The organism is Pigmentiphaga sp., from assembly GCF_019689535.1.
Classification (GTDB): Bacteria; Pseudomonadota; Gammaproteobacteria; order Burkholderiales; family Burkholderiaceae_B; genus Pigmentiphaga.
The window spans coordinates 1-14,211 of record NZ_JADGHH010000082.1 but is presented as its reverse complement, the minus strand read 5'-3'; the positions used below and the strand labels follow the sequence as shown (position 1 = coordinate 14,211).

The 14,211-nt window shown below is 66.4% G+C and carries 10 protein-coding genes; 2 read left to right on the top strand and 8 right to left on the bottom strand.

Features of this window, described 5'->3' with window-relative positions; all coding sequences use genetic code 11:
• Positions 1-270: 270 nt before the first annotated feature.
• Entirely contained in the window at positions 271-1,134 is an 864-nt protein-coding gene (locus IRZ12_RS09065) for an alpha/beta fold hydrolase (RefSeq protein ID WP_296467518.1), read from the bottom strand.
• A gap of 100 nt (positions 1,135-1,234) precedes the next feature.
• Between IRZ12_RS09065 and IRZ12_RS09060 the strand changes: the two genes are divergently transcribed.
• Positions 1,235-1,981 (top strand): pseudouridine synthase, encoded by a 747-nt coding sequence (locus IRZ12_RS09060; protein WP_296467515.1) that lies wholly within the window; start codon positions 1,235-1,237, stop codon positions 1,979-1,981.
• Between the two features lie 22 nt (positions 1,982-2,003).
• Here the strand turns inward: IRZ12_RS09060 and IRZ12_RS09055 are convergent, their stop codons facing one another.
• The 7 genes from IRZ12_RS09055 to IRZ12_RS09025 form a co-directional block, all read right to left on the bottom strand.
• A complete protein-coding gene (locus tag IRZ12_RS09055) occupies positions 2,004-2,615 on the bottom strand; it encodes a membrane integrity-associated transporter subunit PqiC (protein WP_296467512.1) in 612 nt (203 codons plus the stop codon).
• Positions 2,612-4,249, bottom strand: a complete 1,638-nt coding sequence (locus IRZ12_RS09050; RefSeq protein ID WP_296467509.1) for an MlaD family protein — start codon at positions 4,247-4,249, stop codon at positions 2,612-2,614. The genes IRZ12_RS09055 and IRZ12_RS09050 overlap by 4 nt, the downstream gene beginning before the upstream one ends.
• Positions 4,233-4,862, bottom strand: coding sequence for a paraquat-inducible protein A (locus tag IRZ12_RS09045; RefSeq protein ID WP_296467506.1), 630 nt, complete (start codon positions 4,860-4,862; stop codon positions 4,233-4,235). The genes IRZ12_RS09050 and IRZ12_RS09045 overlap by 17 nt, the downstream gene beginning before the upstream one ends.
• On the bottom strand, positions 4,859-5,536 hold the full coding sequence (locus IRZ12_RS09040; RefSeq protein WP_296467504.1) for a paraquat-inducible protein A: 678 nt from the start codon (positions 5,534-5,536) through the stop codon (positions 4,859-4,861). The genes IRZ12_RS09045 and IRZ12_RS09040 overlap by 4 nt, the downstream gene beginning before the upstream one ends.
• Before the next feature lie 271 nt (positions 5,537-5,807).
• Positions 5,808-7,268: a metalloprotease TldD gene (gene tldD / locus IRZ12_RS09035; RefSeq protein WP_296467501.1), complete on the bottom strand. Its 1,461-nt coding sequence runs from the start codon at positions 7,266-7,268 to the stop codon at positions 5,808-5,810.
• 46 nt (positions 7,269-7,314) lie between these two features.
• The gene (locus IRZ12_RS09030; RefSeq protein WP_296467495.1) at positions 7,315-8,124 is read right to left on the bottom strand and encodes a carbon-nitrogen hydrolase family protein; all 810 of its coding nucleotides are present in this window, start codon (positions 8,122-8,124) and stop codon (positions 7,315-7,317) included.
• 57 nt (positions 8,125-8,181) lie between these two features.
• Positions 8,182-12,234, bottom strand: coding sequence for a YhdP family protein (locus IRZ12_RS09025; protein ID WP_296467493.1), 4,053 nt, complete (start codon positions 12,232-12,234; stop codon positions 8,182-8,184).
• 162 nt (positions 12,235-12,396) lie between these two features.
• On the opposite strand from IRZ12_RS09025, the gene glnE reads away from it, so the two are divergent.
• Positions 12,397-14,211 (top strand): bifunctional [glutamate--ammonia ligase]-adenylyl-L-tyrosine phosphorylase/[glutamate--ammonia-ligase] adenylyltransferase (gene glnE, locus IRZ12_RS09020; protein WP_296467490.1); only part of this gene is annotated, 1,815 nt, incomplete at its 3' end.

The window sequence follows — 14,211 nt, the reverse complement described above, 5'->3', positions numbered from 1 at the left end:
GCGTAGTTCATGAAATATATCGTAGCAGGCATGAAAAGCCTGAGCAAGTGGCGGGTACTTTTAAAACCGGCGGCCGGCGATCGCGCGGACGCTTTTCCCAGGGAATTGCCACGGCCCGCCCTGTTGCATTCCGGCCACTGAGGCATCGCCGGGGTGTTCCCGGCCATGGGCTGCAGTCCTGTCGCGACATGGGCGGATAGCCTGTGCCCGCCCCGCCGTACGGTCCGGGGCTGGCGCCCACGGCATCCCGAAGCGGGCCGAAGGGCGCCGTCAGCCGAAAAACTCCAGCAGTAGCCCGTTGACCTCCTCGGCCTGCTCGAACTGCACCCAATGGCCGGCGTCGGCAACGACCCGCCACGTCCGTTCAGGCCGCCCCTGGACCCACATCGGCCCGACCCGATCGGGATAAGCGGTGACGTCGTGCTCGCCCCAAAGCAGAAGCATGGGCATGGAGAACTGGTCCAGCAGCGGGGTCATCGCGTTGCCCAGCGACAAAGCCTTGCTGCGGAAGCGCGTGGTTTCGCAGGCTTGGCGGTGCACGGCCATGGCGAGGGCGTCGATCCGGCGTTCGTCATGCAGCATGAGGGCGCGCAGATTGTGGCGCAAGTCATCGAGCAGCGCCTGCTCGCCAGACGCCCGGCGCCAGTTGACCATGGCGGTCTGCTGCCGTCGGGGCGTGCCGTGGCCCGCAGCGCCCAGCAATGCGAGCCGGTCGACGTGCCCCCGGTGCGCCGCCAGGCGCGCTGCGCACAGCCCGCCAAAGGAAAAGCCCGCTAGGTGGATCTCGGTATGCGCACCGACGAGTTGGTCCAACGTAGCGGCCGTGGTCGCAATGAGCTGGTCCCAATCGCCCGGCGGTGGCAACGTCCCCGACTCGCCGTAGGAAGGAAGATCGGGCAGCCATACGGTATATCGGCGCGCCAGCGCTTGGACGTTGCGGATCCAATGCCTCCAGCTGCCATGGCCGCCGTGCAGCAGCACCAGGGGCGGTCCCTCGCCCGCCGACCGCCAGCGCACGCGGGTGCCCGCATGCTCCACGTCGCGAACGGTGGTCCCGGCCTCCACGGCGGCGATGATCCGGGCGGCGGCGGCGATGTCGTCCGGACTGAAGGCAATCGACTGCATTTCGTTCATGGAAGCGAAGCTTAACCCGGCGCCGCCCATCGGGCACGCCGGAGCCATCGTCTAAACTAGCAATAAGCTCCTCTCTCTTTCGTCTTTTCCGCAACCCCGCATGTCTGAACCCGTCCGCTTATCCAAACGCATGTCCGAACTGGGGTTGTGTTCGCGCCGGGAGGCCGACGAATGGATCAGCCGCGGGTGGGTACGCGTGGACGGCGCCGTGGTCTCGGTATTGGGCAGCAAGGTACTGCCCCACCAGAAAATCAGCGTGGAACGCGCCGCATCTGCCGAACAGGCGCGGCGCGTCACCATACTCCTCAACAAACCCGTGGGCTATGTCAGCGGGCAGGCCGAGGACGGTTACCAGCCCGCAGTGGCACTGATCAAGGCCAGCACGCGTTGGAAAGGAGACCGGGTTCCCATCCGCTTCCAGGCTGCCCATTTGCGCAGCCTGGTACCTGCGGGGAGGCTGGACATCGACTCGGTCGGCTTGCTCGTCCTGACCCAGGACGGCCGCATTGCCAAGCACCTGATCGGCGAAGATTCCACTGTCGACAAAGAGTATCTCGTGCGGGTGCAGCACATGCATCCGGGGCGCCTGCCCGACAGCGCGCTGAAATTGCTCAATCACGGCCTCTCCCTCGACGGCAAACCGCTGCGGCCGGCGAAAGTGCGCTGGCAAAACGAAGATCAGCTGTCGTTCGTGCTCAGGGAAGGGAAAAAACGGCAGATCCGGCGCATGTGCGAACTGGTCGGCCTGAAGGTGGTGGGCTTGAAGCGCGTCCGCATCGGCGGCGTCGTGCTGGGCGACCTGCCGCCGGGGCAGTGGCGATACCTGCGGGCGGACGAACGTTTCTGACTGGCCTCCCCATGCGGGCGGCTTAGCCCGCGGCGCAGTTCGTCGCGCGCGTGCCGCTGGCCGCTGCCCGCACACTTGCTGCAATCGCATCGGCCAATTGCGCTACCACGCGCTGGTGTGCGGCCACGACGTCGGACACCTCTGCCCCTGAGGCTTGCTGTTCGAACCGACCAAGACAAACCTGCGCAGCGGTGGCCGCAGTCGGCTTGACAGACCATGCCGCCTCCGCCTGCACTGCCCCACCCAGGCGCGCATCGAGCCGTGAAAACTCGACGCTGATCCGATAATCAGGTTTGCCGGCGATGCCGCCGCGGGCCATGTCTACCGCGCGGAGCCGGCGTTGCAGTGCCGATGACAAGGCGTCCTGCATCTCGTCACCCAGCGAGGCCGACCATCGATGCTGCTCCAACATCTGCACCTGCGCGCCGTCTTGCCGCACGACGATCTGGCGCCTGCGCAGGCGTTCTGGCAACGCGACGGGCGTGAGCTCGATCACCATGTCGGGCGCCCCATCGCTCGCCGGGGCCGGCATCTCGCCCTGCAAGGTGTAGATGCGGGGAACGGGAGGCGTCGCGCATCCATACACCCCGCTCAAGCCGGCCACGGCCGCCATCGTCAGTACGATATGCTTCATCGGTCTTCCTTGGGTTTTCCTCGCAGCAGCGACTGCGGGTTCTCCTCCAGATAATCGGTCAGCTGCCGCAGCGAATTGGCCGTGCGCGTCAGTTCTTGCAGGGCGCGGCGCAGGTCCTGCTGCAGCGGCGCATCGGCCGAGAATGTGCCCTCGGCAGCCCGCAGCGTCTTGCGGGCATCCTGCATGGCGGCAAGGATCTCGGGCGCAACCTGCCCGTCGAGTCGCTGCACCAGCTTGTCTGCCGATGCCACGGTCGCGCGCACTCCAGCCAGCGCGGCGGACAAGTCCTGACCGATGGTATCGAAGGGAACCTTGCCGATCTTGGCGACGATTTCGGCCAGCTTGCCCTGCAGTTCGTCGAACGTGCCTGGAACCGTCGGAAACTCCTGCAGGTTATGGTGACGCCCGGGCTTGGGCGGCGGGGCATCCTTGAAGAGGTCGATCGCCACGTACAACTGCCCCGTCAAGAGATTGCCGTTGCGCAGCTGTGCGCGCATGCCGCGCCGGACCAGGTCGTTCAGCAGCCGTGTGCGGGCTTCCTCGCTCAACGCCCCGGGATGGGCCAATGCGCCCACGCCCAAGCGCGACAGATACAAATCCACGACCACGGGCAGCCTGAAGGAGTTGGTTTCCCTGTGGAACTCGATGCCGATGGAACGGACTTCGCCGATCACCACCCCGCGGAAATCCACCGGCGCCCCGGGAGACAACCCGCGCACCGACTGGTCGAAATACATGACGAAACTGGTGGGCGGCCCGTCCTCGATCTTGAATGCCTCCTCCTGGTTGGCAGCAAGCTCGAACTCTGCATCGTTCTGCGCGAGCTCGCCCGGCGGAAGGTGGGGAGAATCGAGGAAAGACACGCCGCCGAGCAAGACGGAGACGATGGACTCCGTCTGCAGCTTGAGCCCGTCGGCATTGAGCTTCAGGTTGACGCCGCTCGAATGCCAGAACCGCGTGCTCGTGGTCACGAATGCGTCGTACGGGGATTTGACGAACACCCTGACCGTGACCCCTTTGCCGTCTTCATCCAGGTCGTAGGCGACCACTTGCCCCACGTTGACGCGCCTGAAGTACACCGGCGACCCGATGTCCAGCGAACCCAGGTCCTTGGCCCGCAGCACGAACTGCTTGCCGGGCGTATCGGCCGTGACGATGGGCGGGACCTCCAGCCCCACAAAGGACGTTGCGCGCACTTTGGAGCGCCCTGCATCGACCCCGATGTAGGCCCCCGAGAGCAAGGTGCCCAAGCCACTGACGCCGCTCGCGGCAATGCGGGGCTTGACCACCCAGAAGCGACTGTCTTCCACCGCAAAGCCGCTGGCATCGTCGGTCAGTTCCACTTCCACGATGACGTGCGAGTGGTCGTCGGCCAAATTGATCGCGGTCACGCGACCGATGTCGAGATCCTTGTAGCGGACCTTCGTCTTGCCGGCTTCGATGCCTTCGGCGGAACGAAAGCTGATCTCGATGGTAGGACCGCGTTCGAGCCAAGCGTCGAGCGCGAACGAAAGACCGGCCAATGCGGCGACGATGGGAACGATCCACACCAGAGACGGCAGCCAGCGGCGCCGCGAGCGGCGCATGGGCGCTTCCAGGCCGGAGGCCGGAGGAGTTTCAGGCTTTTCTGTCATGGGTGTCTATTGGGTCCCAAATGAGGCGGGGGTCGAAACTCATGGAGGCCAACATGGTGAGCACCACCACTGCACCGAAGGCGATCGCACCGGGCTCGGGCTTGACCGTGGCGAGCGGGCCTACCTGCACCAGCGCGGCCAGCAAGGCGACCACGAACACGTCCACCATGGACCAGCGGCCGACCAGCTCGACCAAAGCGTAGAGTTGAGTTCGCTCGAGGGGGCGCCAGGTGGAGCGAAACTGTGTGGTGGCGACCAGCATGAGCAGCACCACGAGCTTGAAGAGGGGAATGACGATGCTGGCGCAGAAGACGACGGCGGCGACGAAGTACGACCCATCCTCCCACAGGTAAAGCACGCCGCTCATGATGGTGTTCGATTGCGTGCCGAACAACGTTCCGGTAGTCATGACAGGCAGGAGGTTGGCCGGTAGGTAAAGCGCCATGGCTGCCAGGAGAAAAGCCCAAGTCCGCCTCAGGCTGTCAGGCTTGCGCCAATGCAGGGTCGCGCCACAACGCGTACACCGACTCCCCGCCCGGGAACGCGGGAAGACCGCAGTGCAGTGCTGGCACGCCATCACGCCCACCTGCGGTGCCGTTCGCACGGGACTCACGAACCCTCCTCCACTGTACCGGCGCGCCCTGAAAGCTCGATCTTCTCGGCATACTCCCAGAAATCTGCCGGCTCGAAACCGACGATGATCGCAAGCAGCACGGTTAGCGCGCCGAATCCCCAGAGCGCAGGGCCGGGGATGAGCGTCGCCATCGCGGAAAGCTTCACCATCGCGGCGACGACGCCAAGCAGGAAGACCTCAATCATCCCCCAAGGACGACCCAGGCGAATGAAGCGCACGATGGCATCGAAACCGGCCGGCACTCGCCCGGCAGTCAGCGGCCCGAGCAGGTACGCGAGCAAACTGAGCTCGAGCAGCGGGACGAGCATGGTCGTAACGAGCACGAGCATCGCGACCGACAACATTTCTTCGTGCGCCAACGCCCATACCGCGCCCCACACGGTGGCACGCGTCGAGACGCCTTGGATCTCCATCGTGACGATGGGAAAGGCATTGCAGATGACGTACACGATGAGCCCAGCCAGCACGATCGGGAACAGCGCGGCGAAGCGGGCATCGTTGTTGCGATACAGCTCGGCACCGCAACGACGACAATAGGCGCGTTCGCCCGGGGACAGGGCCGCCCGGGTATAAACGGCATCGCAGTGGGGGCACAGCTTGAGGGCCGTATTGGCGCAGGACAAAGATGGGTGGCGCATTGGATCAGACGACATCGGTACGAAGCAACCCCGCCGCTGAACGGCTCTCATGCGAACGCATCTGAGTAGGTGTGTCCGCATGATATAGCAGAACCTGTCACGTCACGTGACCATCCTTCGTATTGGGGAAAGACGTCTTGCCCCCAACAGCCGCTACGCTCCCGGCAAGGCCGACGGACGTGTTCCGGATCTCGGCCTACGCACGGTCACACCGGAAACGGCAGCCCAAGGGCCGCCAAAGCGTTGGCGTCCTCTCTCTCTTTTTCGTATACGGTGGTCACGCCGCTCAAGCCGTGCCGCCCACCGTCAGCCCATCTATGCGCAAGGTGGGTTGGCCCACCCCGACTGGCACGCTTTGCCCGTCCTTGCCGCAGGTGCCCACCCCGGAATCGAGGCGCATGTCATTGCCGATCATGCTGACCCGGTGCATCGCGTCGGGGCCGTTGCCGATCAGCGTGGCGCCTTTGACGGGGTGGGTGACCTTCCCGTCTTCGATCATGTAGGCCTCGGACGTCGAGAAGACGAACTTGCCGTTGGTGATGTCGACCTGTCCGCCCCCGAAGTTGACGGCGTACAGTCCGCGCTTGACCGAGCGCACGATCTCTTCGGGGTCTTTGTCGCCCGCGAGCATATAGGTGTTGGTCATGCGCGGCATCGGCAGGTGCGCGAAGGATTCCCGGCGCCCGTTGCCGGTGACGGCGGTTTTCATGAGCCGGGCATTCAGGGCATCCTGCATGTAGCCGCGCAAAATGCCATCCTCGATCAGCACGTTGCGCTGGGAGACGTTGCCTTCGTCATCGATGTTGAGCGAGCCTCGGCGCCCGGGAAGAGTGCCGTCGTCCACCACGGTCACGCCCTTGGCGGCCACGCGTTCGCCGACGCGGCCCGAGAACACGCTGGACCCCTTGCGGTTGAAATCCCCTTCCAGCCCGTGCCCCACGGCTTCGTGCAGCAGGATGCCGGGCCACCCCGACCCGAGCACCACTGTCATTTCCCCGGCAGGGGCGGGCCGTGCCTCCAGGTTGACCAAGGCTTCGTGCACGGCACGCTCCACGTACTGCTCGAGCAGGTCGTCAGTAAAGTAGTCGAAGCCCGTTCGGCCCCCGCCCCCGCCGTGGCCGACTTCGCGGCGTCCATTCTGCTCGGCGATCACGGTCAGCGACAGGCGCACCAACGGCCGCACGTCGGCCGCCAGCCGACCGTCGCTGCCCGCCACCAATACCACATCGTATTCCGCGCCGAGGCCAGCCATTACTTGCACCACTCGCGGATCGCGCGCGCGGGCCATCCTCTCCACGCGTTCGAGCAGCCCGACCTTTTCCGGTGCCGAGAGTGATGCCAAGGGATCTTGGGGCAGGTAGAGCGCCCGCCCTTCCGCCTGGCGATAACGGCTGGCCACCTTGGCCTTGCCCGCCCCCTGGCGCGCGATCGAGCGCACCGCCCGGGCGGACGACAGCAGCGCATCCTGGGACAGCGTGTCGGAATAGGCGAAGGCGGTTTTTTCTCCACTCAGCGCGCGCACGCCCACGCCCTGTTCGATGGAGAAGCTCCCCGTCTTGACGATCCCTTCTTCCAGGCTCCAACCCTCGCTCCGGGTGTACTGGAAATACAGGTCCGCATAGTCGACCTTGTGCGTGAAGATCTCAGCGATGGCACGCGAAAGATCGGCTTCGGTCAGCCCCCAAGGGTCGAGCAAGAGAGATTTGGCGATGGCGAGCGACTGGATGTGGGGTTCGACAAGTTGCATAGATGGCGGAGCAAATTCTTGGTGAAGCGGGCCTGGACCCAAACCTCTACAGTACACGATGCCGCAGCGCCGGCAGCGCAGAGCGCACGTCGGCGATGCGGGCACGATCGAGGGTGCCGTCGACGACGCCCGGGCCTTCGGGCAAGACAGCCTGTATCTCGCCCCAGGGATCGACCAGCATGGCGTGGCCCCAGGTACGACGACCATTGGGATGCGCGCCGCCCTGCGCGGGCGCCAGCACGTAGCATTGGTTCTCGATGGCGCGGGCGCGGAGCAGGGTCTCCCAATGGGCCTTGCCCGTGGTGTAGGTGAAGGCGGCCGGCACCAAAATCAAGTCCACTTCGCCCAATGCCCGGTAAAGCTCGGGAAAGCGCAGGTCGTAGCAGGTGGACAGTCCGACCCGCCCCCAGGGAGCGTCGAAACTGGCGGGAGCCGTGCCCGGCCGGATGCTCAGCGCTTCGTCGTAGGATTCGGTGCCGCGCCGGAAGTTGAACAAGTGGATTTTGTCGTAGCGCGCAAGCACCCGCCCGTCCGGCCCATACACGAAGGACGTGTTGTACACCCGGTCGGGGTCCGGGCATTCCAAGGGCAGAGTGCCGCCGGCCAGGTAGACTCCATGCCGGCGCGCCTGGTCTGCCAGGAACGCCTGGATCGGGCCGTTTCCTTCGCGCTCGCGTATCGCAACTTTCTCGCGATCGCTACGCCCCATGAAGCAGAAATATTCGGGCAGGGCGATGAGGTGGGCGCCCCGCTCCGCGGCCTGGGCGATCAGGACTTCCGCATCGGCGAGGTTGCGCTCCACGTCGGGCGTGGACACCATCTGGATGGCGGCAACGCGCACGGAGGTCTCGGTCATGGGCAGCGGCTCCCGGCAGACTGGTGGCAGGACATGGGGCTATTGTCGCGCAGAACGCTAGGGTGTGGGATGCTCGACCCCGGGAAGGTGCGTCCCAGGGGAGGAGTCCGATCCCTGGGCCCTGGGCGGCTGCACTTTCGTGACCTGGGGATCGGTCCACGTTCCCGTGATTTCATACTGATAAGCCAGGACCTCCGACAGGGGGTTCTTGAGCAGCAGTTGGGCAAGGAACACGCTCAGGCCGACGGCCGGGTTCACGGCGAGGCCGTACAGCAGCGAGGCTGCCCCGGCGTCGAGCTTGGGCACGACCACCACATGGAGTTTCTGGATCTCACGCGCGAGATCCGTATCGCCGGCGATGACCACGGTGGCATTGACCCCGTTCATCTTGAAATCGTCGGTATGCGCCACCCCATTGACGATCCGTGCATGGGCCCGGATCGTGTCGTAGGCGAACCCCTCGCTAAAGACATCCCGGAAGTCCAGCGTCACGCGCCGAGGCAGCGACTGCAGGGACAGCACGCCCAGCAGCTTGGCGATGCCGGGCTCCGCCTTGAGGAACTGCCCCTTGTCCAAAGACAGCTCCAGCGTCCCGGACAAACTTGGCAGGTCTAGCGCATAGGGCAGGCCGTTCCACGACACCTGGGCCGAGAGCGTGCCCGTTCCCCCCGCCATGGCGCCGCGTACGCCCATGCGATCCAGGAATGCGCCAGCGTCGTGGAGTTTGAGCACGGCATCCAGCGACATCGCGCGCTTGCCTTGCGATGCTCCTTCCGCCGCCACTTTCCAGACTCCGGTGCCGTCGAGCTCTGCGTCCGGGTTCGTGACGGAGAGCTTGCGCAGCCTCCATTCCCTGCCGCGGTCTGCGCGCTGCGCCAGCACTTCGAGCCGCCCGAGCCGTTTGCCGAATAATTCGAAGTGTTCCGCAACCAGGTCGATTTCCGGGACGTCCGCGTCTCCCGGGTCCGCCTCGACGGCAGTCGCGCTCCCCTCCTCTTCGGCCTCGGCGTCGACCATCAGCCTCGAGAGCCGGGCCGTGAGCCGGCTCGGCCCCGCACCCCCGCCCGTCTCCGCCCACGAGAGCCGCCCAGCCAATTGGGCCGATTCCACATCCACGCGCCAGCTCGTCCCCCCGGCGCCCTGCTGGCGCGTGGCGAAAAGATTCACCTGCCGAAGCTGGCGTCCATGGGCCCGCAATAGCGGCGTGGCAAGGCTGATGCGGTTGAGCGGCACATCGAGCGCGCGCTTGCCCGCCGCCTCCCCGGTCGCCAGGTCAGGCTTGAACTCTTCGACCAATTTGCGCAGGCCATCGACGTCCACCTCCGGCAGTTGCGCGCTCACGCTCAGCCCCGGCCCGTGGATGGTGGCCGCGCGGTGAATGCCCACGGCACCCCGCACCTCGCGGATCGCTCCCTGCGCATCGTGGTCGCGTTCGATATGGAGATTGACGGCCGGCCCGAGGCTGCCGGCGAACCAGTCGCTACGGGTCGCCCCCGCCGCGGCCGAACCGTTCCACTCCAGCCGGGACGGGCGCGCCTCCTGGGCCGTCTTGCCCAGGGGCGCCGGCAGGTCGATGGACATGCCGACGAGGTCGGACTCGACCAGCACCACAGGCGCCTTGTCCGGCTCGATGCGCACCGAGACTTTATAGGCGGTGCGCCCCGCAAGGCGCGCCATGCCTGGCGCCTTCCACCAGAAACTCAACGCCGTGGCCTCCGCCGTTCCTTCGGCCTGCAGCAGATCGGAGCCGTCGGGCTGGGGCCCGCCGGACAGTCGTATCGGCCCGCCCAGGGCGAGGCCGCGCACGTCGCGGAAGGCGATGCCACGATCATCGAACGCCACGGTGCCGGTCAGTCCCGAAAAGGGAGGCACGGATGGCGCCAGGCTGAAGCCGTTGCCCGCCAGCCTGACCTCGCCCTTGACCTGGACCTCGTGCTCCCCTTGCGGCGCATCCTGCGCCAGCGGTATGCGCAGCGCAATCGGCACGACGAAACTGCCGCTTGCGGACGCCTCGTCCAGCACGCCGCCTATCATGCGGCCGACGGGCGACGACTTGACGAAAGTCAGGAATGCCGGCGCCGGGCCGCGCGTCTCGCCTGCGATCTCCAGCACGGCATTGCCGGTCAGGTCGGCGATGCCGGCGCGCGTGCGGCCCAGCGCAACCGTCGACGAGCGGTTCACGCGCACGCGGCCGGATCGGGCATCGACCGTCATCGAGACCCGGTCGAATACCAGATCGCCCGCCAGTTCTTCCAGGCGGGGCCACAGGTCGCCGTCGGCCAGCGGTGCGGGGAGGTAGTCGAGCGTCACGCCCGCGAATCGGCCAGCCACGCGGAATTCGCCCGTCGTATCGCCGCCGTACGGAAAACCGTCGAGGTCGCCGCGCAAGCGAACGTCTACGTCTTGCGCCTCACCGGCCACGAGGGCATGACGCAGCCAAGTCCGGATACTATCCCCGACGACGATGGGAATGTAGCGATGGACCTCCCGGACGTCGGCGCGCTCGAGCCTACCGCGCAGGTCGAGCGTTCCGGCGGGGGAACGCCCCTGGCTGCTCCAGTTTCCGCTGAAGCTGCCCCGCACCCCCCCGTTCGCGAACTCCAGGCGTTCGACATCGACCGTCCAGGCATCGCCAGAGATCCGGCGCGCCGCAGCCCTGACGCGCAAGTCTTCCATGGGCAGGTCCGGTTCGGCGAACACGCCCGGGAAACGCAGTACCGCATGCTTGGCGTCGATCTCGATGCGGCCTCCTTGCCTATCGATTTCGAGCACCCCCTGCAGATTCGAGAACCCGGGGCGCTGGGGATGATGGCCGTCGTTGACCGCAGGCTCCGGTGCCGGCGCCAAAGAGAGTCCCGAAAAGCGTGCCGACGCCGACTCAAGAGAGGCTGCGGCCGGCGATCCCGCCCAAGTCAGCCGTAGCGCATCGATGCGGCCATCGGGCTTGAGCTCGGCGAGCCACGCGCGCGCGCCCTCTGCGAGCGGCACCCGATCTGCCAGGAATGCGGCCGAGGCCAGGTCGACGCCTGCCACGTCCAATTGCACCGCTGCCGGCGTCTCGCCACGCGCCGGGGCCCAGCGCCCCGCGAACCGCTCGGGATGCAACGCGCGCCCATCCTCGGCGCGCACGTCGAGCTGGGTCGCATCGAACTCATAACCTTCCTGTGTCGCCTTCAGCTCGACGGTGCCCTCCGCGCGCGCCAGCGCCAGCGGGGGCAGATCCGGCGCGAGCCTTGTGCGCAGCCCCGCAACTGCGACCCGGGCCGTCGCGCTGCGGATGCGGCCGCGCTCGTAGTCCAACCACGCGCGCAGCGTGCCGGTGCCGTCCTGCAGGCTGCCTGGCGCGTCGATCCAGGGTAGCCATTGCACGAGCTCCATGCGATCCATCACCGCGTAGACGGACCCTCGCCATCGATCCGGGTCCGCCGGGTCCAAGGTGAACCAGCCATGGACGAAATCGGCGCGCACATCCAGCGTCGACCCCATGTGTGGAGGCGGCGTCGCGCGCAACGCCGCGCGATGCCTGCGGCCGACATTTTGCAGCGTCAAGGCGATCTGCGAGATCTCCAACGTAGGCGCGCCGCGCAATGCATCGTCCCAACGCAGGACCGCATCCCGCACGGATACCTCGCGCTGGGCGAGCAGCCACGCGAGCCAATCGTGAGACCCGTCATCGGCATCCAGGTCGACGATGCGACCAGCCACCCAATACCGGCCCTGCTCGTCCCGCCGCGCGTCGAGCCGAGGTCGGTCGATCTCTAGCCGCAGCAGCCGCGGCTGCAACACCAACAGGCTGCGCCAAGACAAAATCGCGTATACCCGGGGCAGCTCCAGCACCGGCTCTCCTGCCCCATCGGCTATGCGCACGGCCGAAAGTTCGAAGCTTGGATTGAGCCCGAGCCATTCGGCCTCGACTTTGGCGATGGAAACCGGCGCACCGAGGGTGCGTCCAACCAGCCGCTCGATGCCCGGGCGGTATTCGTCGATGGCAGGCAAGACGGCGTACCGCAGCATGACCAGCCCGATGACAAACAGAAAATAGACGGCCAGCACCAGCCAAAGCAGCGGCCGCAGGACGACGCGATAGAAATACGACAAATCGATGTGCACGAAGACGAGAGGCGGCGAAACGAGGGGGCGTTCCGTCGACGCAGCGACGACGGCGTGGATGGAAGAAAGGCTAAAGCTTATACCGGCAGGCTTGTCTTATGCTGGCTTCTGCACAAAACTTCTCAGTGGCGCACAATTGTTACGTAATGCCACATTTCCACGATGCCTGAAAACGCCCTCCTCGCCCCTGCACTCTCCTGGTCCGGCCACCTGCGCCGCCGCATCGACGCCCAGCCTGGCTTCGGCGAGTGGGTCGCCCAAGCAGCACGCGCCCCGGTGGATGCCGCCACGCTGGCCGCGTGGTTCGACGAACTCCGCGCAAGCCGCACCGGCCAGCCGGGGCCCGGACCCCTGGCAGTAGCCGATTGCCGCGCGGTGCTGCGCAAGCTGCGCGAGCGCGTCTTCTGCGTGATCATGGTGCGGGACTTGGCCGGCCTGGCACCGCTGGAAGAGGTGGTCGGCGCCATGACTCGCCTGGCCGACCTCGCCATTTCCGAGGCCTATCGCAGCGTCGCGGCGGAATTGGCCGAGGTACACGGCATCCCCCGCGAAGCCTCCTCCGGCCTGCCGCAGGAAATGCTCATTGTGGGCATGGGCAAGCTGGGCGGCGAAGAGCTCAATGTCTCCTCCGACATCGACCTCGTCATGCTCTACGGCGACGAAGGCGAAACCGACGGCCGCCGCCCGATCTCCCACCATGAGTTCTACGGCCGGCTCACGCGCCGGATGATGCCGGTGATATCGGAAATCGACGCCGACGGGCACGTATTCCGCACCGACCTGAGGCTGCGCCCGGACGGGGATGCGGGGCCGCTGGCGTGGAGCCTGGATGCCTTCGAAAACTACTTGATCTCCCAAGGCCGGGAATGGGAGCGCTACGCGTGGTTGAAGGCCAGGCGCATCGAGGCGCAGGCCTTCGAAGGAAGCAACCCCGCCGCGCAAGCCGTCCAGCTCGAGGCCTTGTGCCGTCCCTTCGTTTATCGCAAGTATTTCGACTTCGATGCACTGGCGGCGCTGCGAGCGCTGCGTGAGCGAATCCGGGAAGATTGGAACCGCCGTTCCTTTCACGGATCGGGCGAACAGGTCACCCAAGCCGACAACGTCAAGCTCGGCGAGGGGGGCATCCGCGAAATCGAGTTCGTGGTCCAGCTCTCGCAGCTGGTGCGCGGCGGACGCATCCCGACGCTGCGCGTGCGGGGCTTGCTGCCGGCGCTGCATGCCGAACGTGACGCTGGCTTGTTGTCGGCCGATGAGGCCGAACGCCTGGAAAACGCGTACCGATTCCTGCGGCGGGTGGAGCATGCCCTGCAGTATCGCGAGGACCAGCAAACCCACCTGCTGCCCCAGGATGCCGAACGACGGGCGGAACTGGCGCACGCGCTGGGTTACGCCGATGCTGCCTCGTTCGAGCGGGAGCTGAACGATCACCGCGAGTTCGTCGAAGCCACTTTCCGCGGGGTATTCGGGCAGAACGACATCTGCGCCGCCGGCGCCGGGGGTGCCGCCCGGGCGGTGGATCCCGAAGTGTCGCTGGTCGAACGCATACGAACCTGCCTGCCTGCCGACGCCGACGACCTATTGCCTAGGGCGGCCGCGCTGCTCAACAGCCCTAGGATCCGCAGCCTCCCGGACAATAGCCGGCGGCGCCTCGCAGCGCTGCTGCCGGCGGCCGTCGATGCGTGTGCAGGAACCAAGGCACCCGCGGCGGCGCTCGTGCGCATGTTTGGCCTGATCGAACACATCGCCCAGCGCAGCGCCTACATGGCGCTCCTTGCCGAGTATCCGGACACCTTGGCCCGGGTCGCACGCATCTTTGCGGCGAGCGACTGGGCCGCGGGTTATCTCACCCGGCACCCGCTGCTGCTGGATGAGTTGCTGGACTGGCGCACACTGCTCGCCCCCCCGGACTTGCCCGCCCTCGCCCGCAAGCTGAGCGACGACCTGGACGCCTGCGTCATCGACGGGACCGGGGAACCG

Excerpts from the sequence above, each read along its gene's own strand:
- IRZ12_RS09065 (WP_296467518.1), bottom strand. The coding sequence starts at position 1,134 with ATGAACGAAATGCAGTCGATTGCCTTCAGTCCGGACGACATCGCCGCC.
- IRZ12_RS09060 (WP_296467515.1), top strand. The coding sequence starts at position 1,235 with ATGTCTGAACCCGTCCGCTTATCCAAACGCATGTCCGAACTGGGGTTG.
- IRZ12_RS09055 (WP_296467512.1), bottom strand. The coding sequence starts at position 2,615 with ATGAAGCATATCGTACTGACGATGGCGGCCGTGGCCGGCTTGAGCGGG.
- IRZ12_RS09050 (WP_296467509.1), bottom strand. The coding sequence starts at position 4,249 with ATGACAGAAAAGCCTGAAACTCCTCCGGCCTCCGGCCTGGAAGCGCCC.
- IRZ12_RS09040 (WP_296467504.1), bottom strand. The coding sequence starts at position 5,536 with ATGTCGTCTGATCCAATGCGCCACCCATCTTTGTCCTGCGCCAATACG.
- tldD (WP_296467501.1), bottom strand. The coding sequence starts at position 7,268 with ATGCAACTTGTCGAACCCCACATCCAGTCGCTCGCCATCGCCAAATCT.
- IRZ12_RS09030 (WP_296467495.1), bottom strand. The coding sequence starts at position 8,124 with ATGACCGAGACCTCCGTGCGCGTTGCCGCCATCCAGATGGTGTCCACG.